This is a genomic window from Candidatus Palauibacter sp. (genome assembly GCF_965261555.1).
Classification (GTDB): domain Bacteria; phylum Gemmatimonadota; class Gemmatimonadetes; order Palauibacterales; family Palauibacteraceae; genus Palauibacter.
Map to the genome: position 1 here is coordinate 3,529,643 of NZ_OZ253465.1, position 19,584 is coordinate 3,549,226.

Consider the following 19,584-nt stretch of genomic DNA (forward strand, 5'->3'; position numbering starts at 1 on the left):
ACGTTCGAACCGTGCGCCCCGCAGAATAAACGCCCGGCCGGCTCCCGCGGAGACATCTTGAGATCGCTCACAGCGCTGCTACCCTACTTCCGACCGTACCGCCTGGGTATCGCAGTCGGGCTTACGCTCGTAATCGTGAGCAATCTGTTCACGGTCGCAGGCCCATGGGTGCTCAAGATGGCGGTCGACGCGCTGGAAAGGGAACTCCGCCCCGACCTCATCCTGCGCTACGCTCTCGTGCTCACGGCGATTTCCGTCGTCGCCGGCGCGACGAGATTCTGGATGCGCAAGCTCCTCAACGGGCTGAGCCGCCGCATGGAGACGGATATCCGGAGCGCCCTCTTCGCGCACCTCCTCAGGCTTCCGCCGCAGTTCTTCGATGCCTGGCGCACGGGCGATCTCGTGAGCCGCTCGACGAACGACGTCCAGGCGGTCCGCATGGTCGCCGGACCCGCGATCATGTACGCGGTGAACACGGCCACGGTCGCGACGCTGGCGCTCGGGCTCATGATCTGGATCGATCCCATGCTCACGCTCTGGGCGATGATCCCGATGGTCGTCCTCCCCCCCATCGTGTTCATCTTCGGCCGACAGATTCATGAGCGCTTCGAGAGGATCCAGGCCCAGTTCTCGGAGATCTCCAACTTCGCCCAGGAGAACCTGGCGGGGACCCGCATCGTGAAGGCGTACGTGCGCGAGGAGGCTCAGACGCGACGTTTCGAGACGCTCAACCGGGACTACAAGTCGCGCAATCTCTCCCTCGCCCGCGTGTGGGGGCTGTTCCATCCGTCGCTCATGTTCTTCACGGGCGTCGGCGCGGTCGTCGTCCTCTGGTTCGGGGGCGGACAGGTCGTCCGCGGCGCAATCACGCTCGGCGATTTCGTCGCCTTCTCCTTCTACCTCACGATGCTGATGTGGCCCATGATCGCCCTCGGCTGGGTCACGAACCTCTTCCAGCGCGGCGCGGCCTCGATGGGCCGCCTCAACGAACTGTTCGATATCGTTCCCGCCGTCCGGGACCCGGAGTCGCCGGTCTCGCTCGCGTCGGTGAGGGGCGCGCTGGAGTTCGACGACGTTTCCTTCCGCTATCCGGAAACGGAGCGCAATGTGCTGCGGGACATCTCCTTCCGCATCGAACCCGGGCAGACGGTCGCCATCGTCGGCGCGACCGCGAGCGGCAAGTCCACGCTGGCCGCGCTCATCCCCCGTCTCTACGACGTAACGGCGGGGGCGATTCGTCTGGACGGCGTGGATATCCGGGAACTCGACCTCGGTTCGCTGCGCGACTCGATGGCTTTCGTGCCGCAGGAGCCGTTCCTGTTCAGCATGCGGCTGAGGATGAACATCGAACTCCTGTACCGAGGCAGGGACGCGGGGGAGCCGGTCTCGGACGAACTCCGCAGCGCGCTCGCCGTCTCGCAGCTGGAGAAGACGCTGGCCGTCCTTCCCGATGGGATCGACACGCGCCTGGGCGAGCGCGGGATCAACCTCTCGGGCGGACAGAAACAGCGCGCCACGCTGGCCCGGGCGGTCCACCGCGACGCGCCGGTCCTCATCCTGGACGACGCGCTGTCGGCCGTGGATTCGGAGACGGAAACCGCGATCCTGGAGGCGCTGCGGGAATACATGTCCGGACGCACCTCCATCATCGTCTCTCACCGCGTATCGGCGGTGCGCACGGCCGACGTGATCCTGGTCCTGGACGATGGACGCCTCGTCGAGCGCGGCAACCATAAAGATCTGATCGCCGCCGACGGCGTCTACGCGCGCTTGCTTCGCCGCCAACTCGAGGCCGAGGAACTCGAGCGCATCGAGCGGCGGCGGGTCGCGAGCGCCTGAACGCTCCGGCGGCTCCGGGCTACCGGTACTCCGACCAGAACCCGATCATCTTGTAGGCGAGCTTCGCCGCGGTGAATGCCGAAGCCTCCTCGCCCCGCCGCGGGGCGAGTTCCACGATGTCCGCGCCCACGACGCGGCGCTCGCCGAAGACCCGGGAGAGCAGGTCCAGTGCGTCCCACCAGCTTCCACCGCCGGGTTCCGGCGTGCCCGTGGCCGGCATCACGGACGGATCGAAGAAGTCCACGTCAAAGGTGATGTAGACGTTCTCCCCCAGCGCCTCCACCGTCCGCTCGACCCAGCCCGGCCGGCGCATCTCGTGCGCGAACACGACCTCTATCCCGTGTTCGCGGATGACGTTCCGCTCCTCCCGCGTGAGCGCCCGGATCCCGACCGGTACGATATTCGTCGCGCTCGGCCGGCCCGCCCCGCCGTGCGACCCGTGCTCGAGTACGCGGCGCATGACGCAGGCATGGTTCCACGGAGAGTCGTGGTGGCGATCCCTCAGGTCCGTATGCGCGTCGAACTGGAGAATCGTGACGTCGCCGCCGAGTCGCTCCGCCCACGCGATGGCCGGAGCGCTGGAAATCGAATGTTCTCCGCCCAGTCCGATGACGAACCGGTCCCCCGCGGCCTGGAGCAGATCGTCATACAGGGTCCGCAGCCTCGCGATCGCGGGTTCGGGGCCGGCCGTGCCGAGGTCGATGGACGGGAGCGTGCACACGCCGACCTCGTACGGCTCGCGGTCCAGTTCCTCGTCATACCATTCGATGTAGCGCGACGCCTCGATGATCGCGGTCGGACCTTCGCGCGTACCCGTCCCCCAGCTTGTCGTCGCTTCGTAGGGGATTGGGAGGATCACGGCGCCCGCCGTCTCCCAACGGCTCAGTTCGGGCGGGAGGCCGAGGAAGTTGTGGCGGTCCGTCCAGGCGTGCTCCGCGAGCGCGCGGGGGAGATCGGCGTCGTTCAGTGCAGGCAGTCGGGGCAGTAGCCCTCCAGCTCGAGCCGGTAGCCAACGACGTTGAACGGCGTCATGTCGGCCAGACCCTCCATCCAGTCGCGCGGCCGCAGGCCTTCGATGTCCTGAACGCGGCCGCAGGAGAGACAGCGGATATGTTCGTGATCATCGGTGCGGCCATCGTAGCGCGCGGGACCCACGCCGAGCGAGAGCTTGCGAGCGACCCCGCAAGTCACGAACGCCTCGAGCGCCTTGTAGACCGTGGCGAGGCTGATATCGGGAATCCGCTCGCGCACCGAGGTGAAGACATCGTCCGCCGTCGGGTGCGAGGACGTGCCGGAAAGCACGCGGTACACGGCCGCGCGCTGGGTCGTAAACCGGTGTCCGCCGGCTTCCAGGGCGCGACGCAACTCTTCTCGGGACACGCCTCGGCGTGGAGTTTCGGGAGGACTCACTTGACCATCACACCGTCGGGAACGGGCCATCGCTCGGCCTTCGCGGCCGATTCTTGCGTTTGCCGAAGCTAACGACCCCGTCCGGCGGGATCAACGGAGGCCCCCGCCTCCCGCGACTGTTCCAGGAGCGCTTCCCAGCGCTTGCCGTCACCCTCGATCGGTACGTGACGGACGGCCGCGGGCTGTCCGAGTCGCCGCTGCAGTCCGGCCACCAGACCGGGCACGCGGTTCGCCGGCGCCCGTCCGTGTTCCACGACCACCTGGTGGGCGGGCGTACCGTTGGCCGGCACCATGCGGGCGCTGTAGAGGGCGCGCCCACCGTCCTCGAGGATGCTCGTGAAGAGGAAGAACTCGGAAGATTCCTCCACCTGCGGGAGGGGCGGAAAGAGCCAGACATCGGCAATGCGGGGCGGAGGGATGCGCCGGCCGAGGTCGCCGAGCCGAGCCGCGCGAGAACCCGGATCGTCCATGACCCCGTTCCCTGCGTGCGGCAGTTCCTTCGTGACCTTCGCGTCCATCTCACCCTCCCCGCCGAATCCCCACCCTGGGCCCCGCTACCGGCAGCCTCGAACGCACGGCACGTCTACAACATACCCCGATGTCCCGGACGGAGGCAATCCGAAGAGCCCGCCCCGCGCCCGGCCGGTCGGGCGCTACCGGTCCTCTTTCGAGGCGACGGCCGCTTCCACGAGCGGGCGCAACGCGTCGAGCACGACCCGCACCGCCTCGTCCAGGTCGAGTTCGACGAGGACGCCGGAAGCCTTCGCGTGTCCGCCGCCGCCGAGGAGTTGCGCGACTCCGGACACGTCCACTTCCCCGTTCGAACGCAGCGACACCTTCGTTCGATTGCGCGCGAGGCCGCGGAAGAGGAGTCCGACCTCCATTCCCGCGAGCCGGCGCGGGAACTCGACGAGACCTTCCATGTCGTCGCTTCGCGCACCCGTCCTCGAGAGGGCCCGGCGGTCCAGCGCGATCCAGGCGATGGGGGCGCGAGGGTCGACTTCCAGGCCCTCGAGGGCCAGCCGCATGAGGGCCAGCCGTCCCCGGCTGTACACGCCGTAGAGTTCTCGGTACAGCGCACCCGTATCCACTCCCGTCTCCAGCAGCACGGACGCGATCGCGTGCGCGCGGGGGGAGGTGTTCGAGAAACGGAATGAGCCCGTATCCGTCGAAATCGCCGTATAGAGGGCTTCCGCTTCCGCTCGCGTGAGCCCCTCGTCGTCGAGCGAGAGCAGGTCGTGGACGAGTTCACCCGTCGCGCAGGCGGAGGGATCGCGGATCGCCGGCGTCACGAGCGGGGACCCCACGGGCGGGTGATGGTCGATCAGGACGCCTCCCGTCCGCTCCGCATGTTCGGGCAGGCCGCCGAGACGCTTCGGCTCGGCGGTGTCGAGGATGGCGATCGTGTCGGCCGCGTTCAGCGGGTCCGCGGCCGCCGGGTCCTCCTCGACGAGCGCCGGGATGTCCCGGAGGAGGAATCGCAGCGAGGGCGGCGGCCGGCTCGGAGTGACGATCGTGGCTTCGGCTCCGTGCCGCAGCAGCCGGGATGCCAGCGCGACCATGCTGCCGATGCCGTCGCCGTCAGGATTCACATGGGTCGTGAGCACCACGGAAGATGCGTCGCGCAGGCGGCGCCGGATCGCTTCGAGCGCCTTCGTACGAGCCGGCGGCATCGGGGGCACGGTCACGATCCGCTCCCGCCGGCGGCGCGCAGGATCTCCCGCCAGAGTCCGCGGGCGGCGGTGTCCAGTTCGCCGGGATCGCCCCCGTTTTCGAGCAGGCGATCGGCCCGACGCCGTTTCTCCGAAGCCGCAAGCTGCGCGGCATCGATCGCGGCGAACTCCTCCGCGGTCCAGTCTCGGGACCCCAGCGCCCGCGCCTCGCGCACCTCTCGCGGCGCATCCACGACGACGATCATGTCGTAGTCGTCCTCCAGGCCGACCTCGAACAGGAGGGGGATTTCCTCCACGATCACGCGTACGCCCGCCGCAGCCGCCTCACGGATTCGGCGGGCCCGGAGTTCACGGATTCCGGCGTGGGAGATCTCTTCGAGGCGCTCGCGGGCCCGCTCGTCGGCGAAGGCCGCCTCCCGGAGCGCGGATCGGTCGATGGTCCCATCGGGCCCGATGACCTTTCTCCCGAACGTCTCGCGGATGCGGGCATATGCCGGGGATCCCGGCCGCACGATCTCGCGCGCGAGTTCGTCTGCGTCGATGACGGTGGCGCCCCGTTCGGCCAGTTTGCCGGCCACCGTGCTCTTGCCGGCGGCCACCGTTCCGGTCAGTCCGACGCGAAACGGCATGGTATGGCTAGACGGCGAAAGAGGTCCCGCAGCCGCAACTCCCCGTCGCGTTCGGATTCTCGAACGTGAATCCCGTGCCCTTGAACGAACTGTGGTATCCGATGGAAAGGCCGGCCAGGTACTGGGCGCTGAACGGATCGATGACGACGGGCACCCCCTCCGACTCGAAGGTGAAATCGTCCTCGCGCACCGCGGTGTCCATGTCCAGCCCGTATTCGAAGCCGGAACACCCGCCCGGAATCACGCTCACCCTCAGGATGGTCTCGGTGTCCGTCCCGGCCTGGAACTCCCTGACCTTCGCGGCCGCCTCCGGCGTCAGCGTGACGATGGGTTCGGCCGACCGCGTGGCCTGTGCTATTTCGCTCATACCGCCCTTGCCTGCATCGCTTCGGGTACTCAGCGCGCAGGATTCCCTGCGCTGCCCGTCTTCCTCAAGATAACCGACTCCGTCGTTTCTCCCTAGCACGGCCCGGCTGCGGACCGGCTGCGGACCGTCAGGCAGGCTGCCGGTCGGCCTTCCGGCACGAGCTCCGGCCGATCTCTTCCAGCCATCGCATGGGCACGTGCGCCCACCCGGGAACACCCCGTCGGCCCGTGTCGGGTCCGTGCCAGTCCGAGCCGCCGCAACGGAGCAGGCCGAGTTCACTGGCCAGGGCGTTCATGCGGCTCCGCACAGCCGGGGGATTCGCGGGGTGGACGACCTCGACGCCATCCAGACCCTCGCCCGCCCAACGGCGAACGTCATCCTCGCCGTGCATCCTGCCCGGGTGTGCGAGGCAGACGACGCCGCCCGCCGCGTGCACGTGATCGAATACGATCTTCGGCGGCGTCGGTTCCTTGCCGACGAAGGCGGGACATCCACGCGACAGGTAACGCCGGAATGCCTCGTTGATATCCGAGGCCGCGCCGCACGCCACCACCGCCCGGCCGACGTGGGCCCGGGTGGGGGCCGCGGCGCCCGTCTGGAGCTCCACGTCCTCCCAGGTCACCGCTGCGCCGGCTGCCTGCAGCCGTTCGACGATCTCTCGCGCCCGCCGCACCCGATCCTCGCGGTAGCGGGAGAGGAAAGCCTGCAGGCCGGAATCGGCCACATCGAACCCGTACGCCAGGAGGTGCACGGACCGGCCGGGTTCGTTCGCCGACAACTCCGCCCCCGGCAGGAAGCGGAGGCCGAGCGCTCGCGCCGCCTCCTCAGCCTCGGCGAGTCCCTGCGTCGTGTCGTGGTCCGTCAGGGAGAACCCGTCGAGACCGGCGTCCGCCACGGCCCGGGCCACGTCGGCCGGCGCGAGCGTTCCATCGCTGGCGGTCGAGTGCATATGCAGGTCGACGCACGGACCCGTTCCGCACCCGGGGACGGTCCGGCCGGCGACGGGAACGGTCACCGACTGTAGGTCGGATAGTCGCGGGGGATTCCCATCGAACGCGAGGCCTCGAACAGGCCCTGGAGGTCCTCTTCGGACATCTCTTCCAGGCCCTCGCTCCCGCCGTACCGATCCGGGTCCAGGCGAACCACCCGGTAGGGGCGCTGGTCAGTGCTCTGGCAGAAGAACACGACGACGCGCTCCCCACCCTCGTCGGCGAGTTCCGCCCGCCACACGTCTCCCTCGGCCTTGATTCTCATGCTCACGCGTTCATCGTCCGTTATGCGGTTCGTCGTCCGTCGGGGCGGCACGGCGGGCTCGGGCGCGGCATGCGAGCCCGGGTTGAGGTCGGGATCACAAGATCGGGAGACGATGGAACAGGGTCAATGGCGACAGGCGCGCCGACTCGTGCGTGAAGCCCGGCGTGTGGTCGCGCTGACGGGGGCCGGGATTTCGGCCGAATCGGGCGTTCCGACGTTCCGCGACGCCGGGGGGCTGTGGAAGAGCCATCGTCCCGAGGAACTTGCCACGCCCGAAGCGCTCGCGCGCGATCCGCGGACCGTGCTCGAGTGGTACGCGTGGCGGCGCTCGGCGCTCGCCGGCTGCCGGCCCAACGAAGGGCACCGGGCGCTGGCGCGCTTCTTCCTGCGGCGGGGGGAGGCCGGACTCGTGACCCAGAACGTCGACGGACTCCACACGCGTGCCGCGCTCGAGGAAGCGCGAGACGGCTCCGCGGAGGCGGCGCTGCCGCTCGAGCTTCACGGCGCCGTGGGCCGCGACCGCTGCGAGTCCTGCGAGGCGCGCTGGCCCGCCGAGCCGCTCGGCGAGACGCTCCCCCGCTGTTCCGCCTGCGGGGGCCTCCGGCGGCCCGATGTCGTTCTCTTCGGCGAGACGCTCGACCCCGATCTGCTGGACCGGGCGCGCCGGCTGGCGGAGCGGGCCGACCTGTGTCTCGTCGTCGGGACGAGCGCCGTCGTCTACCCCGCCGCGGCGCTTCCGCTCGCGACCCGCGAGGCCGGCGGGCTCATCATGGAGGTCAACGTGCGGCGAACCGCGCTGACGGAGGTCGCCGCGGCGGCGCTGCGCGGGGAGGCCGGAACGATCCTCCCCGCCCTTCTGGACTGACGGCCTGCTAGGGCTCGCGTTCGACGAATACGGCGCGCGCGAGGACGGGTTCGACGTCGAAGGCACGGTCGTCCACTTCGAGGCGGGCGACGCCATCCGCCCGCTCGCCCAGACACCGTATTCGCGTACCCGGGAAGAGCCCGAGCGCGGCGAGTTCCCGGAGCGTACGCGGACTCTGGTCGGAGACTTCCCGCACGACGCCGCGCCCTCTCTTCAACTCGGCGAGGGGGATCCACTGGGTTTGCGCGAGTTCGCCGTCGCGCGTCGGGATCGGACTCCCATGCGGGTCGATCGACGGCTCCCCCAGCGCCTGCGCCATCCGGTCGATGAGCGCTTCCGAGGCGGCGTGCTCGAGGCGCTCGGCCTCGGCGTGCACGTCTTCCCAGGAGAAGCCGAGCCTCTCGATCAGGTACAGTTCGATCACCCGGTGCCTGCGGATGATCCGCAGCGCCGCCGCCTCGCCGGGGGCCGTGAGGAGCACCCCCTTGTAGGGCGTGTGCCGGAGGAGCCCCTGCGCCGCCAGACTCTTGACCATGTTCGTGACGGACGCCGCGGAGCGGTCGAGTTCCCCGGCCAGCGCTGTCGTGGACACGGGGTCGCCGGCCTGCTGGAGCTTGTAGACGGCCTTCAGGTAGTCTTCGACCGCCCGGCTCGGGTCCGCGGGACCGGATTTCACGAAGTCGGCCGGCGGAAGATGGAATCGGACAGCACGGGGTTCAGTTCGACGTCATCATGCCGGAGTTCGCGGGTCGGATTCATCTCCGTGTCCCGGTAGAGCCGCGAGATGACGTACGTGAAGTCTCCGACCTGCTCGTACCCATCCCAGTACATGCGCGCCCGGCTCTCCTCTCCCCTCCCCTGCGAGATGTAGTGGACCTGCTCGGGCCAGGGATCCTCGTCGAGGAAATAGTAGAAGTAGCGGTCGCCGGACTGGAGGCCGACGCCGTCGCCGAAGGTGATGCGTACCTCGTATCCCCCTTCTGCCCGGGGTCCGGCCCGCCGGTTCACGCCGGGGTCGAAGAGCTTGTACGGGAGCCCGAACCAGTAGACGACGTCCCGCCCCACGTACTCGGACTCATCCCAGGCGCGGATTCCCGGTTCGAGAAGGCTCTCGTTGAGCGTGGCCCACATGTCGGAGCCCGTGAAGGTCTGGACGTAGAGGCCCTCGGCCTCGGGGCGCTCGATTCGGGTCTGCTCGACGCCGTCCACCTTTCGGTACTCGACGCGGCGCGGGCGCATACGACGGATTCCTCCCGTGGAGTCGTACCACACGGTGGTGATCGTGTAGCGGGCCGACTCGATGTCATGCCAGGCTTCCATGCCGCCGGCAGCCTCGACCCAGGTGCCGATGAGCGAATCGGCGAGAACCTGATCGGGCTCGAGAGCGGTCGAGGTTGCGGGCGAGGAACCGTCCGGCGCACAGCCCGCGGCTGCGGCGAGGGCAAGGGCCAGGACTGCCGGGCGTCGCGGAAGTTGGGCGCGGTGGTTCATGGGAGCCTCCGGTGTCGGCTGCGAGTCGATCCTGTCGTGGCGCGGGGCGGAAATATGCACGTTGGGGCCGGGCCCGTCACGGCGTGTCCGACGCTCCGCCGACGCCCTTCAACTGTACGACGATGACCTCGACGGGTTCGGATCCCCGGTTCACATCTCCATGCAGTTCACCCGGAGGGTCGGCATCGAGCCAATAGGCCCGGCCCGTCTCCCACGTCATGTCGCGCTGTTCCCCGGCGTCGCTGACGACGGTGAGCGTGCCGCCCTTGAGCGCGATGATGGCGCGGGGGTTGTCATGGCGGTGCATCGCGAGCGGCTGATTCGGCGCGATCACACTCTTCCAGACCTGCACGTGTTCGTTCTCGAACTGCGGCGTGCGCCCGGTGGTCGCGGCCTCGGCAGCCGGTCCCGCCCGTTCGCCGGCCTGACCGCACCCCGAGACGAGCATGGCGGCGGCGAGGACGGGAACTGACGCGGGAACGAACACGCGGACGGCGGCTGGGAAGATCCTGGCATGCATCACGGGTCTGCTCCTTGCGTTGATCGGGTCGGGTAGGGGCGAACCGGGGTCGCGCGTCGACGGTGTAGCCCGGTCGAACGGCGGCGGTCGGCGACGCGGCGACGATTTCGATTTCGGTGCTGGATTCGGCGGTTCCATGCGTGGGGGAAGCGACCTGGAGCGTCAGGCGATATCGCCCCTCGTCGAGCATGGGAAGGCGGAGTTCCAGGGTGCGGCCCTCGGCGCCGGGATTCGTCGCCGCCTCGAGCCAGCGGATGCCCGCCTGTTCGCTGTCGTCGCGGGCGAGGCCGCTCCATTCGAGTGCCCTGCGCCAGAACCCCTTCCCCTCTCGCGCCAGCGATAGCGTCACCTGGAGAGCGTCGGCCGGGGCCGGGGAACCGTACCACTCCCAGTAGACGGCGAGAGTCTCGTCCGCCCGGGCGGTGCGGGCGCCTCGCGCACGGGCGAGCGCACCCGAGAGCGTGGAGGGGGAGGTGCCGCCGGCGTCGAGCAGCAGAATGTCGGACAGCAGCGGATGGCCTTCGGCGAGGGGCATCCGTGCGCGGGCGGCGCCGGGTCCCTCGTCGCAGTGCGCTTCGACGCCGACGAACGTGGCGGGGGTGAACTCCCGAAGCTCCGCGACGGCGAGCGGCTCGTCGCCGCGGCCGGTGCTGGCCGCCATCACGCCGTGGGCGTCGGCGAGGAAGAGTCCGCTCTTCAGATCGCAGGACGGCAGGGAGTCGGGCCACGTGAACGCCGCGACCACCCGCCGGCGGCCGTCTCGTCGGAAGCTGGCCACCTGGTGGGGAAGGTCCGCGATTTCGCCGAAGACCGGCGCCCAGCTTGTGCGGCCCTCCGGCTCATCCAGCTCCCAGAGCGGCTCGTCGTCCGCGGGCTCGAGGCGCACCACGGTGAAGCGCTGCGCCCCCGGAAGGCGGTGCGACCACACGATCTCGTCCGTCCTCGAGCCGACGAACCGGCGGCGCGCCCGCTCCCAGCCGGCGGGCCAGCCGAAGCGCATTGTGATTTCGGTGAGATCGTCGCCCCACCGCATCCCCCAGGGGCTCGCGGCATCGGCCTGGAGCGCGGCGCGGACGCGGCGGGCGAGGTGTTCCGAGCGTCGCTCGAGTCCCGGCACGAGCCACAGCGGGTCGGAAAGGTGCCAGAACGAGCGCTCCACCGCGCGCCGCGGCGAGCTACCGCAGGCGAAGCGTTCGTAGCGGCCGCGCGGCCGGCGGTCGAGTACGGGCCCGAGTGCGGTCCAACCGCAGCGCTCCTCCTCGGTCATCCGGCCGAGCGCGCGCTCGAAGGCCGCCTCCGCCTCCGCGTAGCGGCCGCTCTCCTGGAGGACGAATCCGGCCAACCCGGCGCACCACGCGCTCTCCGTGCGACACGCTTCCAGCAGCGCGAGCGCCTCTTCCGCGCCGCCCGCCTCCAGTCGGTAGGCGACGCGCTGCCCCGTGAGCCACTCGTCGCCGGGAATGATCCGGGCGGCACTGTCGAGGACCGCGATCAGGGCGTGCCGCTCCTCCACGACCTCCGACTCCTCCGGGACCGGCACCCAATCGTCGTCATCCCACCCCTCGACGAGGCAGAAGCGTCCGATCCCCTCGCCGCATTTCGGGTTGACCAGCGGGCCACGCGGGAAATTACGGCGCCGCACGTGCTCGAAGGCGCGCTGCGCGTCACGCGCCATCCGCATCGCCGAAGCGGCTTCGGGAGATGAGGGCGGCTCTCGAGATTGAGCCGCATCGGCTTGGACCGAGCGTGGCGACCCGGCGGTCGGGGGCGTGGGTGCGGGCGTGGCGGCCGCCGGCGTCGAGAGCGCGATGACCGCGAGCGCCGGGGCAAGCACCGCGCGGGAGGCGCGGATCCCGACGTTCCGACCCCGACCCATCTCAGTACACGTCCAGATCCCGGCCGTATGCGAGCGGTCCGTCGTAGCCGGCAGCGCGAATCTCCGCGACCATCTCCTCCGGTGTCGCTCCCCAATGCAACTGATGATGCAGGACGAGGATTCCCGGGCGCGCCTGTACGGCGAGTTCGGCCAGTTCGACCGTCGACGTGTGGGCCTGGGCGTGATACGACTGCCACTCCGGCGGACGGTCGCGGAAGGTCGTCGCCGAGTACACCTCGTGCACGAGCACGTCGCACCCCGAGCACATCTCGACGACCGCCTCCGTCGGACCCGTGTCGCCGGAGATAACGACCGAGCGACCCCCTCCGTCGAACCGAAAGCCGTACGCTTCCGGCCAGCCCGTGTGCTGCACGGCGAAGGCGGTCACGCGGACGCGGTCGTCTTCATAGATGACCCCCGGGTCGATTTCGACCGCGTCCACGCGCCACCCGTCCGGCGTCGTCGGCTGCCGGCCGGTGAGCCGGTTCTGGATGTCTGCTTCCCACGCCGCCGTCACGTGCGTGGCCATCGCCGCTGTCCCGGTCGGGCCGAACAGCTTCAGCGGCGCCTCCCGCTCGGCCACCCAGGGCGTGTGGATCAGGTCCGGCAGCCCCAGCGTGTGGTCGCTGTGCAGATGCGTGAGAAAGGCGATGTCCAGCCGCGCCGCCGTGAGACCCTCGGCTCCGTAGCGGTCGGCCGCCTCTGCCGCGCGCCGCACGAGGCCGACACCCGCGTCCACGATGTAGGCCCGTCCGTCCACGAGTATCGCGGTGGCGGGGCCCGATGCTTCCGGTTCGGGATTGGGCGTCCCCGTTCCCAGCAGGACAACGTGCATTCCGGTGGAGAGATCCCGGGGGGCCGCGGCCGCGTCGGATGAAGCCTCTCCGCGGCCACACGCCGGCAACGCCAGCGCGGGCCAGACGAGGAGCAGGCCGGTGGTGATCGTCGAGCGCATGCGGCTTCGTTTTGTGCAGGACATGCCGCAAGATCGTTCGATCGAGCCCGCCGCTCAACCGTTCCACCCGTCTTGACCGGGTCCCGCACAGCCGGCCTTTTGCGGCGATGGACGAACCACGCCGCGCCCCGTCTCCCGACCGCAACCCGGTCGCCATCGCCGTCGCGGCGTTCTATGTCCTTCTCTTCGCGGCACTCGTGTGGCCCATCTATCCGTGGTTCGCCACCATCGAGCCGCGCGTGCTCGCGATGCCGTTTTCGCTCTTCTACGTCGTCGTCGGGCTCCTCTTCTCCTTCTTCGTTCTCTTCGGGTACTACCGGTGGGAACGGAAGCGGGAAGCGGTCGACGGCGACGCGAACGGCGCGGGCCGCTGATGCCGGCCTGGCTGATCGTCTTCATCGTCACGATCGGGTATCTGCTCGCCTCGCTCGCGATCGGGCTCGCCTCCGGCCGCCACGCCTCGGACAGCACGGAAGGCTACGTCGCGGGCGACCGCTCGCTGAACTTCCTCGTCCTCTACTTCATCATGGGCGCCTCGGTGTTCAGCGCGTTCGCCTTCCTGGGCGGGCCCGGCTGGGCCTATTCGCGCGGGGCGGCGGCCTTCTACATCCTCGCCTACGCGTCCGTCGGGCTGGTCCCCTGGTACTTCTTCGGCCCGCGCGTCGCCGCCCTCGGCCGGCGTTTCGGTTACGTCACGCAGGCGGAACTCTTCGCGCACCGCTTCGACAGCCGCGCGATCCCGGCCATCCTCGCGGTCCTCTCGGTCTTCGCCTTCGTCCCCTACCTGGTGATCCAGATGAAGGGGGCGGGATACGTCTTCAACGTCGTAACGGAGGGGCGCGTCCCGCAGTGGGCCGGGTCCGCGATCGCGTACGGGGTCGTCCTGATCTACGTCTTCCGGAGCGGCGTTCTCGGGGTCGGCTGGACGAACACCTTCCAGGGGATGTTCATGATGGTGCTCGCGTGGGGGCTCGGCCTCTACCTGCCGGCGAAGCTGCACGGCGGCGTGGGCCCCATGTTCGACGCGATCGCGGCCGGGCTTCCGGACATGCTGCGGGGGCCGGGACTGGGGGCGGACGGACAGCCGTGGAGCTGGGGCGCCTACTCGAGTTCCGTCGCCATCTCCGCCTTCGGGTTCAGCGTGTGGCCGCACTATTTCATGAAGATCTACACGGCCCGCGACGTGGACACCCTCAAACGGACCGTCGTCTACTATCCGACCTTCGCCCTCTTCCTCGTCCCCATCCTCTTCATCGGTTTCTCGGGCGTGCTCGCCTTCCCCGGCGTCGAGCCGGCGGACGCGATCCTGCCGACGATCGTGACCTCGGCGCAGATCGGGCTGCCGCCGCTCATCGTGGGACTCTTCTGCGCGGGGGCGCTCGCGGCCTCGATGTCCACCGGAGACGCGCTGTTGCACGCGGCGGGGTCCGTGGCGGTGCGCGACTTCTGGGGCAACCTGCGGCCGGGCGCGCTCGATGACGCGGCGCAACGGCGCTGGATCCGCCACATGGTGATCCTCGTGGGCGCCGTCAGCTACGGGCTCGCGCTGATCCCCGGACTCAGCCTCGTGGAGCTCCTGCTCCTCAGCTACGGGTTCATCGCGCAGCTCTTCCCGCTGACTGTCGTGACCTTCCTGTGGCGGGGGGTCACGCGCGCGGGTGCGCTGTGGGGTCTGGTGGCGGGCGGCGGCATCGCGTTCTTCCTCGACGTGGCCCTGCGGCTGGATCTCGTCTCAGCCGCCGCGACCGCCGGCGTCCACCCCGGCATCTACGGCATGGTCGGAAACGTGATCGTCATGATCGCGGTCTCCCGCCACACCGCGCGCCTCGCCCCCGCGCACGTTGCCGAATTCATCGACAGCTGACCCGACCGCTCGTGGGGGGCCGCTACTTCGGCGGCGCGTCAGCTGGCGCGGGCGTAACGGGCCGGCCAGTGGAGGGCGAGGGCCGCGTTGCCGCGGATGCCGGTCGCCAGTTCGTCGATCACGATGTGCTCGTTGACGGTGTGGGCCAGCCGGTCGTCGCCCGGCCCGAAGCCGACCACGGTCATGCCCGCGAGCCCGAAGTGTCCGCCGTCGGTCGCAAAGTCCCAGATGTCGACGGGCGGCTCCCCTCCGAGCGGGCCGGCCAGGACCTCGACCGCCGTCAGGACCGCGTTGTGGTCGGCGGGCAGCGAGAGCGCCGGGTTGTCGGCCGGATACGTCATCTCGTACCCCGCGTAGCTCGAGCGCTCGTGCTGCGGGATCAGGATGTCGCTGCTCGATCCCTCGATCTCGCACGCGCGCAGCACGGGGAGGAGTTGCTCCCGCAGCGAGGCCGCGTCCTGCCCGGTCACGGTCCGGCAGTCGAGCGTGACTTCTGCCAGGCCGGGGATGACGTTGCCGCTGGTCTGGTCCGTCTCGATGAGCGTCGGGGCGATGGAGCAGGTACCCAGATCGGGATCGTGCGCGAGGTCGACGTCTTCCAGCGCCGCGAGGAACCGTCCGAGCACCGTCAGCGGGTTGCGGCCGATGTCGGTCATCGAGGCGTGGGCCATCCTTCCCCGCACCTGGACGCGGAGTTCGATCCGGCCCCGGTGTCCGCGACGGACTTCGTTCCGGCTGGGCTCGCCGATCAGGACCAGATCGGGCTGCAGCGTTTCCGCCATGTAGCGGGCGCCGAGTCCGCCGACTTCCTCCTGTACCGTTGCCGTTACGTAGACGTCGCCGGGAGGCCGCCGACCGGCGGCGATGAGGCGGGCGATGCCGTGCACCTGCGCCGCGAGCGGTCCCTTGATGTCGATCGCGCCCCGCCCCCACAGCAGGCCGTCGTGTATCTCGCCGCCATAGGGGTCGTGGGGCCAGTCTGCCGGATCCCCGGCGTCCACATGGTCAAGATGAGTGTTGAACATCACCGAGGGCGCGTCGCCGGTTCCCCGGATGAGGCCGATGACGTTGCCCGCGGCGTCGTACTCGACCTCTTCGTAGCCGAGAGCGCGCATCTCGGCGGCGACGAGCCCGGCCAGTTCGCCTTCTTCGCCCGGCATCGACTGCGTGCGGATGAGTCGCTGGAGAAAACGAACGCAGGCGTCGACCGCCTCGCCGGACAGTTCGGGAGCGGTAGGGTCGTTTGACATCATCATGATCGGTCCTCGGGGGGTTCGGGTTCCGGACGGTGGTCATCCGGCTGACTCTCAATGTGGGGCGGAAGAAGTTCCGTCAACACTCACGCTTCCGCGACCACGGGTGGCAAGCCGATCGGGCACGCGTGCCGGATGGCCGCCGCAACCGCAAGCGCCTGCCCCTCCCCACGCGGGGGCCCGACGACCTGCAACCCGACGGGGAGTCCGGCCGCATCCAGCCCGGCCGGGACGCAGGCGACGGGCAGACCCGGCATCGAGAGCAGGAAGGTGGGGGCGATCCAATCCACGTACGTCTTCATCGGCCGCCCCCCCACCGTCTCCGGATAGTTCTGTTCCGCCGGGAAGGGCGGGATCGCCATACACGGCGTCAGGAGCGCGTCGTACTGTTCGAGGAGGACGAGAAGCTCTTCCCTCACCCGGCGGCGCACGTTCTCCGCCACCCCGATCTCGGCCGGGGTCACGGACAGTCCGGAGCGGAGGTTGGCCGACACGTTGGGCCCGAAGGCGTCGACCCGGTGCAATTCGGCCTCGAAGTGGGACACGAACCAGTGGCCGCGGAGGACGAGAAACGCGTCCCACGCGCCGGAGAGGTCGAGATCCACCTCATCCACCCGCGCGCCCGCCGACCGAAGCGACGACAGCGCCTCGCGGCAGGCCGCCTCCACGCCGCCGTCGATTCCGATCCGCGCGATGTCGCCGCACCAGGCCCAGCGGCTCCCGGCGAGATCCGTGGCGCCGGCGTCCGACCAGAGCGGCTCGGGCGCGGAAACGGGCGAGGCCGGATCGGGTCCCGAGATCTCGCGCAACGCGAACGCGACGTCCGCCGGGTCCCGGGCCATGAGGCCGGTCGACTGCAGGTCGTCCCACAGGTAGGCGGCGGGCACCGTCGGGACGAGCCCCGGCGTGGGGCGAAGCCCCGCGACTCCGCAGAAGGAGGCGGGGATGCGCAGCGAGCCGCCGAGATCGGTGCCCTGCGCGAGTGAAATCATCCCCGTCGCGAGGGCGACCGCGCCGCCCCCCGTCGACCCGCCCGCGCTGAGGGCGGGGTTCCACGGGTTCCGGGTCACGCCGAACACTTCGTTCCATGTGTTGCCGCCCGCGGCGAACTCCGGCGTGTTCGTCTTCCCGAGAATGACCGCGCCGGCCTCGCGCAGGCGACGCGCGACGAGCGCATCCTCCTCGGGCACGTGGTCCACGAAGAGCGGCGAGCCGTACGTCGTGCGGAGGCCCGCCGTCTCGGTCACGTCCTTGATGCCGACGACGAGCCCCGCGAGGGGTCCCGGATCGTCGCCCGCCCGGAGGGAGGCGTCGACGGCGGCCGCCTCCGCCTCCGCCCCGGGGTTCAGCGTGACGACGGCGTTGAGTTCTCCGTTGTGCAGTTCGACGCGGGCGAGGCAGGCGCCTAGCAGATCGGCCGCGGCCAGCTCCCCCGCACGGATTAGCCGGGCCTGCTCCCGCGCGGAGAGCAGCGCCGGATCGTGGTGTTCCATCACGGCGGGCGAAGCTCCCCGGCCCCCACGCCTACGGCAGGAACATCTGGGCGATCGCCTCGCCGTACCTTGCCGAGTCGAAGGGCAGCGCGTTCGTCTGAAGCGCCACCGCCACGCCGTACTCATCGAAGTTGGCGAGGAAGGACCGCGTCCCCTTCACGGTGCCCGTGTGGCTCGGGTAGCGGCGCCCCGCCTGGTCGGTGCGGATGAACCACGCCAGCGCCTGCTCGTGCTCGATCGGGTCACCGAGTCCGTCCGGCGACGAGGGATCGATCTGCCGGATCCCCGGCTCGAGCTGCGATCGGTGCATCTCGGCCACCGTCTCCGGAGCGAGCAGCCGCCCGTCGTTGATCGCGATCGCGAAGCGCACGAGGTCTTCCACGTTCGAGATGATGCCGCCGCCGGCGTACTTGTAGCTCGGGTCCTCCGGCGGGGGGTGGATGAACCGTCCCGACGCTCCGCGGACGTAACCGCGTCCCCGGTTCTGCACCACCCGCGACGGGACGTCGAACTGCGTGGCAAACATCCCCGCCGGCTCCCACACGAAGCGCTTGAGGTATTCCTCGTAGTCCATTCCCGACGCCGCCTCGACGATCCCGTGCTGCAGGTTGTGGGCGTGCGACGAGTACATCCAGTCCAGCCCGAGTCCGTGTCGTAGGCGAGAGCATCGTCGCGCCACAGCTCCGTCGCCTCCTCGAAGGTGTCGTAGTGGCGCAGACTCAGCAGGTCGTGAGGGCCGAACTCGACGCCGTCGTAGTGTCGGATCCCGGATGTGTGCGTAAGGATGTGGCGCACGGTGATCGGGAACTCCCGTTCGGGATACCACGGCATGTACGTCTGGAGCGTCGCGTCGAGATCCACCTTCCCCTGCTCGACGAGCTGCATGAGACCGACCACGGCCAGCACCTTCGACACCGATCCCACGTTATGGACCGTCCGGCCCGTGGCGGGCGTGTGGTTCTGGAGTTCGGCATATCCCACTCCCTCGGAGAAGATGATCTCGCCGTCCACCGCCACCGCGACGGACAGTCCGGGCAGATCGTTGTCGTTTCGGATCTGCTCCATGTAGTCGAGCAGCCCCTCCCGCGAATGGCTCTGGGCCGTCAGCGGGGCCGCGGCCTGCATGAGGAAGCAGAGGGTCGGTACGAGCGACAGCAGCGACAGTGCGTTCGCCCGTGCACGGTTCGTGATCGTCATCGTTCCACTTCTCCGTCTGAAGACTTCCTCGGGCGCTCATGTACGCCCGACGATCCAACCTCGACTGTTTCCCTGTCCCTCTATTCCTCGAGAAACGCCACGACGCGGCAGAAGGCGGCCTCTCCGCCCTTGAACTTCCAGGGGAAGCACCCGATGGTGAGCCGCCGGTTCTGCAGTTCCGGGGCGGCGATCCGTCCGCCGAGGTTCTCTATGTGCATACAGTTGTGCGGGAAGAGCGCGTTGTGCGTGAGTTGATAGTGCTCCTCCGGGAACAACTCATCCACGGCCGCGGCGCCGCCGAACACCTTCTCCGTCATCGCCCGCACGCGGTCGCAGTGTCCGAAGGTGCCTTTCCCGAGGAATCTCCCGATGGGGAGGTTCATGGGATGATCCGTGGAGATCGCGTCCACGCCCCACACCTTGATCTTCCGGTCGATGAGCCACTGCACCATGTCGGGGTGCGCGCCGGGGTGGGTGTGGACGTAGCGCTCCTCGTTCGCCTCGGCGCCGAACTGCGCGAAGCGCTCCCAGCCCGTGTGCAGGATCAGGAGGTCTCCATCGCGGATCTCCACGCGCGATTCGATCATCTCGGGCGTGTAGGCGGCGAGATCGCTCATCTCGTCGCGCAGGTCGACGATGACGCCGTCGCCGTACAGCCACTCCAGGGGGATCTCGTCGATCGTCATCCCGTTGGTCACGAAGTGGCGGGGGGCGTCGAGGTGCGTGCCCATGTGGTTCGAGGTCCGGATGTACTGCGCGTTCACCCCGTGTTCGACCTTCCGCTTGATGTACTTCACTTCGAAGGGGGGATAGTAGGGCCAGAAGAAGCAGTCCTGATTGAGGGGCTGCGAGAGATCGTAGAGTTTCATGAGCGCTCGGCTCCACCGGGTTCGAGGTT

General features: G+C 69.4%; 21 protein-coding genes and 1 pseudogene. 4 read left to right on the forward strand and 18 right to left on the reverse strand.

Annotated elements, in window-relative coordinates:
- Nucleotides 1–57 precede the first annotated feature (57 nt).
- Nucleotides 58–1,839, forward strand: a complete 1,782-nt coding sequence (locus ACQY5G_RS15370) for an ABC transporter ATP-binding protein (protein ID WP_428275406.1) — start codon at nt 58–60, stop codon at nt 1,837–1,839.
- A gap of 19 nt (nt 1,840–1,858) precedes the next feature.
- On the opposite strand, the gene speB is transcribed toward ACQY5G_RS15370, so the two are convergent.
- The 8 genes from speB to ACQY5G_RS15410 all read right to left on the reverse strand — a co-directional run bounded on the left by speB (nt 1,859) and on the right by ACQY5G_RS15410 (nt 7,178).
- The gene (gene speB / locus ACQY5G_RS15375; protein ID WP_428275408.1) at nt 1,859–2,698 is read right to left on the reverse strand and encodes an agmatinase; all 840 of its coding nucleotides are present in this window, start codon (nt 2,696–2,698) and stop codon (nt 1,859–1,861) included.
- Nucleotides 2,699–2,802: 104 nt separating this feature from the next.
- Entirely contained in the window at nt 2,803–3,204 is a 402-nt protein-coding gene (locus ACQY5G_RS15380) for a Fur family transcriptional regulator (protein ID WP_310782051.1), read from the reverse strand.
- A gap of 113 nt (nt 3,205–3,317) precedes the next feature.
- Nucleotides 3,318–3,767 carry a hypothetical protein gene (locus tag ACQY5G_RS15385; RefSeq protein WP_428275410.1) on the reverse strand — a complete coding sequence of 150 codons (450 nt, stop codon included), beginning with the start codon at nt 3,765–3,767 and terminating at the stop codon, nt 3,318–3,320.
- A 135-nt stretch (nt 3,768–3,902) separates the two neighbouring features.
- Entirely contained in the window at nt 3,903–4,937 is a 1,035-nt protein-coding gene (locus ACQY5G_RS15390) for a DHH family phosphoesterase (protein ID WP_428275412.1), read from the reverse strand.
- On the reverse strand, nt 4,934–5,551 hold the full coding sequence (gene coaE, locus ACQY5G_RS15395) for a dephospho-CoA kinase (RefSeq protein WP_428275414.1): 618 nt from the start codon (nt 5,549–5,551) through the stop codon (nt 4,934–4,936). Before coaE ends, ACQY5G_RS15390 begins: the two co-directional genes overlap by 4 nt.
- A gap of 7 nt (nt 5,552–5,558) precedes the next feature.
- The gene (locus tag ACQY5G_RS15400; RefSeq protein WP_420616275.1) at nt 5,559–5,918 is read right to left on the reverse strand and encodes a HesB/IscA family protein; all 360 of its coding nucleotides are present in this window, start codon (nt 5,916–5,918) and stop codon (nt 5,559–5,561) included.
- Nucleotides 5,919–6,045: 127 nt separating this feature from the next.
- On the reverse strand, nt 6,046–6,867 hold the full coding sequence (locus tag ACQY5G_RS15405; protein ID WP_428275417.1) for a PHP domain-containing protein: 822 nt from the start codon (nt 6,865–6,867) through the stop codon (nt 6,046–6,048).
- A gap of 62 nt (nt 6,868–6,929) precedes the next feature.
- A complete protein-coding gene (locus ACQY5G_RS15410) occupies nt 6,930–7,178 on the reverse strand; it encodes a hypothetical protein (protein WP_428275419.1) in 249 nt (82 codons plus the stop codon).
- 106 nt (nt 7,179–7,284) lie between these two features.
- Between ACQY5G_RS15410 and ACQY5G_RS15415 the strand changes: the two genes are divergently transcribed.
- Complete coding sequence (locus ACQY5G_RS15415) at nt 7,285–8,037, forward strand: SIR2 family NAD-dependent protein deacylase (protein WP_428275421.1); 753 nt, start codon at nt 7,285–7,287, stop codon at nt 8,035–8,037.
- A gap of 7 nt (nt 8,038–8,044) precedes the next feature.
- Here ACQY5G_RS15415 and ACQY5G_RS15420 read toward each other — a convergent pair whose 3' ends face one another.
- The 5 genes from ACQY5G_RS15420 to ACQY5G_RS15440 form a co-directional block, all read right to left on the reverse strand.
- Entirely contained in the window at nt 8,045–8,713 is a 669-nt protein-coding gene (locus tag ACQY5G_RS15420; RefSeq protein WP_428275423.1) for a metal-dependent transcriptional regulator, read from the reverse strand.
- Nucleotides 8,710–9,528: a hypothetical protein gene (locus tag ACQY5G_RS15425; RefSeq protein WP_428275425.1), complete on the reverse strand. Its 819-nt coding sequence runs from the start codon at nt 9,526–9,528 to the stop codon at nt 8,710–8,712. The genes ACQY5G_RS15420 and ACQY5G_RS15425 overlap by 4 nt, the downstream gene beginning before the upstream one ends.
- A gap of 76 nt (nt 9,529–9,604) precedes the next feature.
- The gene (locus ACQY5G_RS15430) at nt 9,605–9,835 is read right to left on the reverse strand and encodes a hypothetical protein (RefSeq protein WP_428275427.1); all 231 of its coding nucleotides are present in this window, start codon (nt 9,833–9,835) and stop codon (nt 9,605–9,607) included.
- Nucleotides 9,822–11,723, reverse strand: coding sequence for a hypothetical protein (locus ACQY5G_RS15435; RefSeq protein WP_428275429.1), 1,902 nt, complete (start codon nt 11,721–11,723; stop codon nt 9,822–9,824). Before ACQY5G_RS15435 ends, ACQY5G_RS15430 begins: the two co-directional genes overlap by 14 nt.
- A gap of 202 nt (nt 11,724–11,925) precedes the next feature.
- Nucleotides 11,926–12,903, reverse strand: coding sequence for an MBL fold metallo-hydrolase (locus ACQY5G_RS15440; RefSeq protein WP_428275431.1), 978 nt, complete (start codon nt 12,901–12,903; stop codon nt 11,926–11,928).
- Between the two features lie 83 nt (nt 12,904–12,986).
- Between ACQY5G_RS15440 and ACQY5G_RS15445 the strand changes: the two genes are divergently transcribed.
- Together ACQY5G_RS15445 and ACQY5G_RS15450 are read left to right on the forward strand one after the other, a co-directional pair.
- Complete coding sequence (locus ACQY5G_RS15445) at nt 12,987–13,253, forward strand: hypothetical protein (protein WP_428275433.1); 267 nt, start codon at nt 12,987–12,989, stop codon at nt 13,251–13,253.
- Nucleotides 13,253–14,743 carry a sodium:solute symporter family protein gene (locus tag ACQY5G_RS15450; RefSeq protein ID WP_428275435.1) on the forward strand — a complete coding sequence of 497 codons (1,491 nt, stop codon included), beginning with the start codon at nt 13,253–13,255 and terminating at the stop codon, nt 14,741–14,743. Before ACQY5G_RS15445 ends, ACQY5G_RS15450 begins: the two co-directional genes overlap by 1 nt.
- A 38-nt stretch (nt 14,744–14,781) precedes the next feature.
- Here ACQY5G_RS15450 and ACQY5G_RS15455 read toward each other — a convergent pair whose 3' ends face one another.
- From ACQY5G_RS15455 to ACQY5G_RS15475, 5 genes and pseudogenes are all read right to left on the reverse strand, one after another.
- Nucleotides 14,782–15,999, reverse strand: a complete 1,218-nt coding sequence (locus tag ACQY5G_RS15455; RefSeq protein ID WP_428275437.1) for a M20 family metallopeptidase — start codon at nt 15,997–15,999, stop codon at nt 14,782–14,784.
- A gap of 83 nt (nt 16,000–16,082) precedes the next feature.
- A complete protein-coding gene (locus tag ACQY5G_RS15460; RefSeq protein ID WP_428278716.1) occupies nt 16,083–17,489 on the reverse strand; it encodes an amidase in 1,407 nt (468 codons plus the stop codon).
- Nucleotides 17,490–17,520: 31 nt separating this feature from the next.
- Nucleotides 17,521–18,120 carry a serine hydrolase domain-containing protein gene (locus ACQY5G_RS15465; RefSeq protein ID WP_428275439.1) on the reverse strand — a complete coding sequence of 200 codons (600 nt, stop codon included), beginning with the start codon at nt 18,118–18,120 and terminating at the stop codon, nt 17,521–17,523.
- Nucleotides 18,121–18,233: 113 nt separating this feature from the next.
- Nucleotides 18,234–18,686: pseudogene (locus tag ACQY5G_RS15470) on the reverse strand (serine hydrolase domain-containing protein); the annotation flags it as partial.
- An 80-nt stretch (nt 18,687–18,766) separates the two neighbouring features.
- A complete protein-coding gene (locus ACQY5G_RS15475) occupies nt 18,767–19,555 on the reverse strand; it encodes a cyclase family protein (protein ID WP_428275441.1) in 789 nt (262 codons plus the stop codon).
- Nucleotides 19,556–19,584 lie beyond the last annotated feature (29 nt).

Bases quoted from the DNA above. Each gene is read 5' to 3' on its own strand.
- ACQY5G_RS15475 (WP_428275441.1), bottom strand. From the start codon at position 19,555: ATGAAACTCTACGATCTCTCGCAGCCCCTCAATCAGGACTGCTTCTTC.
- ACQY5G_RS15435 (WP_428275429.1), bottom strand. From the start codon at position 11,723: ATGGCGCGTGACGCGCAGCGCGCCTTCGAGCACGTGCGGCGCCGTAAT.
- ACQY5G_RS15385 (WP_428275410.1), bottom strand. From the start codon at position 3,767: ATGGACGCGAAGGTCACGAAGGAACTGCCGCACGCAGGGAACGGGGTC.
- ACQY5G_RS15450 (WP_428275435.1), top strand. From the start codon at position 13,253: ATGCCGGCCTGGCTGATCGTCTTCATCGTCACGATCGGGTATCTGCTC.
- ACQY5G_RS15430 (WP_428275427.1), bottom strand. From the start codon at position 9,835: ATGCACCGCCATGACAACCCCCGCGCCATCATCGCGCTCAAGGGCGGC.
- ACQY5G_RS15440 (WP_428275431.1), bottom strand. From the start codon at position 12,903: ATGTCCTGCACAAAACGAAGCCGCATGCGCTCGACGATCACCACCGGC.
- ACQY5G_RS15405 (WP_428275417.1), bottom strand. From the start codon at position 6,867: ATGCACTCGACCGCCAGCGATGGAACGCTCGCGCCGGCCGACGTGGCC.
- ACQY5G_RS15415 (WP_428275421.1), top strand. From the start codon at position 7,285: ATGGAACAGGGTCAATGGCGACAGGCGCGCCGACTCGTGCGTGAAGCC.
- ACQY5G_RS15445 (WP_428275433.1), top strand. From the start codon at position 12,987: ATGGACGAACCACGCCGCGCCCCGTCTCCCGACCGCAACCCGGTCGCC.
- coaE (WP_428275414.1), bottom strand. From the start codon at position 5,551: ATGCCGTTTCGCGTCGGACTGACCGGAACGGTGGCCGCCGGCAAGAGC.
- ACQY5G_RS15455 (WP_428275437.1), bottom strand. From the start codon at position 15,999: ATGATGATGTCAAACGACCCTACCGCTCCCGAACTGTCCGGCGAGGCG.
- ACQY5G_RS15460 (WP_428278716.1), bottom strand. From the start codon at position 17,489: ATGGAACACCACGATCCGGCGCTGCTCTCCGCGCGGGAGCAGGCCCGG.
- ACQY5G_RS15400 (WP_420616275.1), bottom strand. From the start codon at position 5,918: ATGAGCGAAATAGCACAGGCCACGCGGTCGGCCGAACCCATCGTCACG.
- ACQY5G_RS15425 (WP_428275425.1), bottom strand. From the start codon at position 9,528: ATGAACCACCGCGCCCAACTTCCGCGACGCCCGGCAGTCCTGGCCCTT.
- ACQY5G_RS15465 (WP_428275439.1), bottom strand. From the start codon at position 18,120: ATGTACTCGTCGCACGCCCACAACCTGCAGCACGGGATCGTCGAGGCG.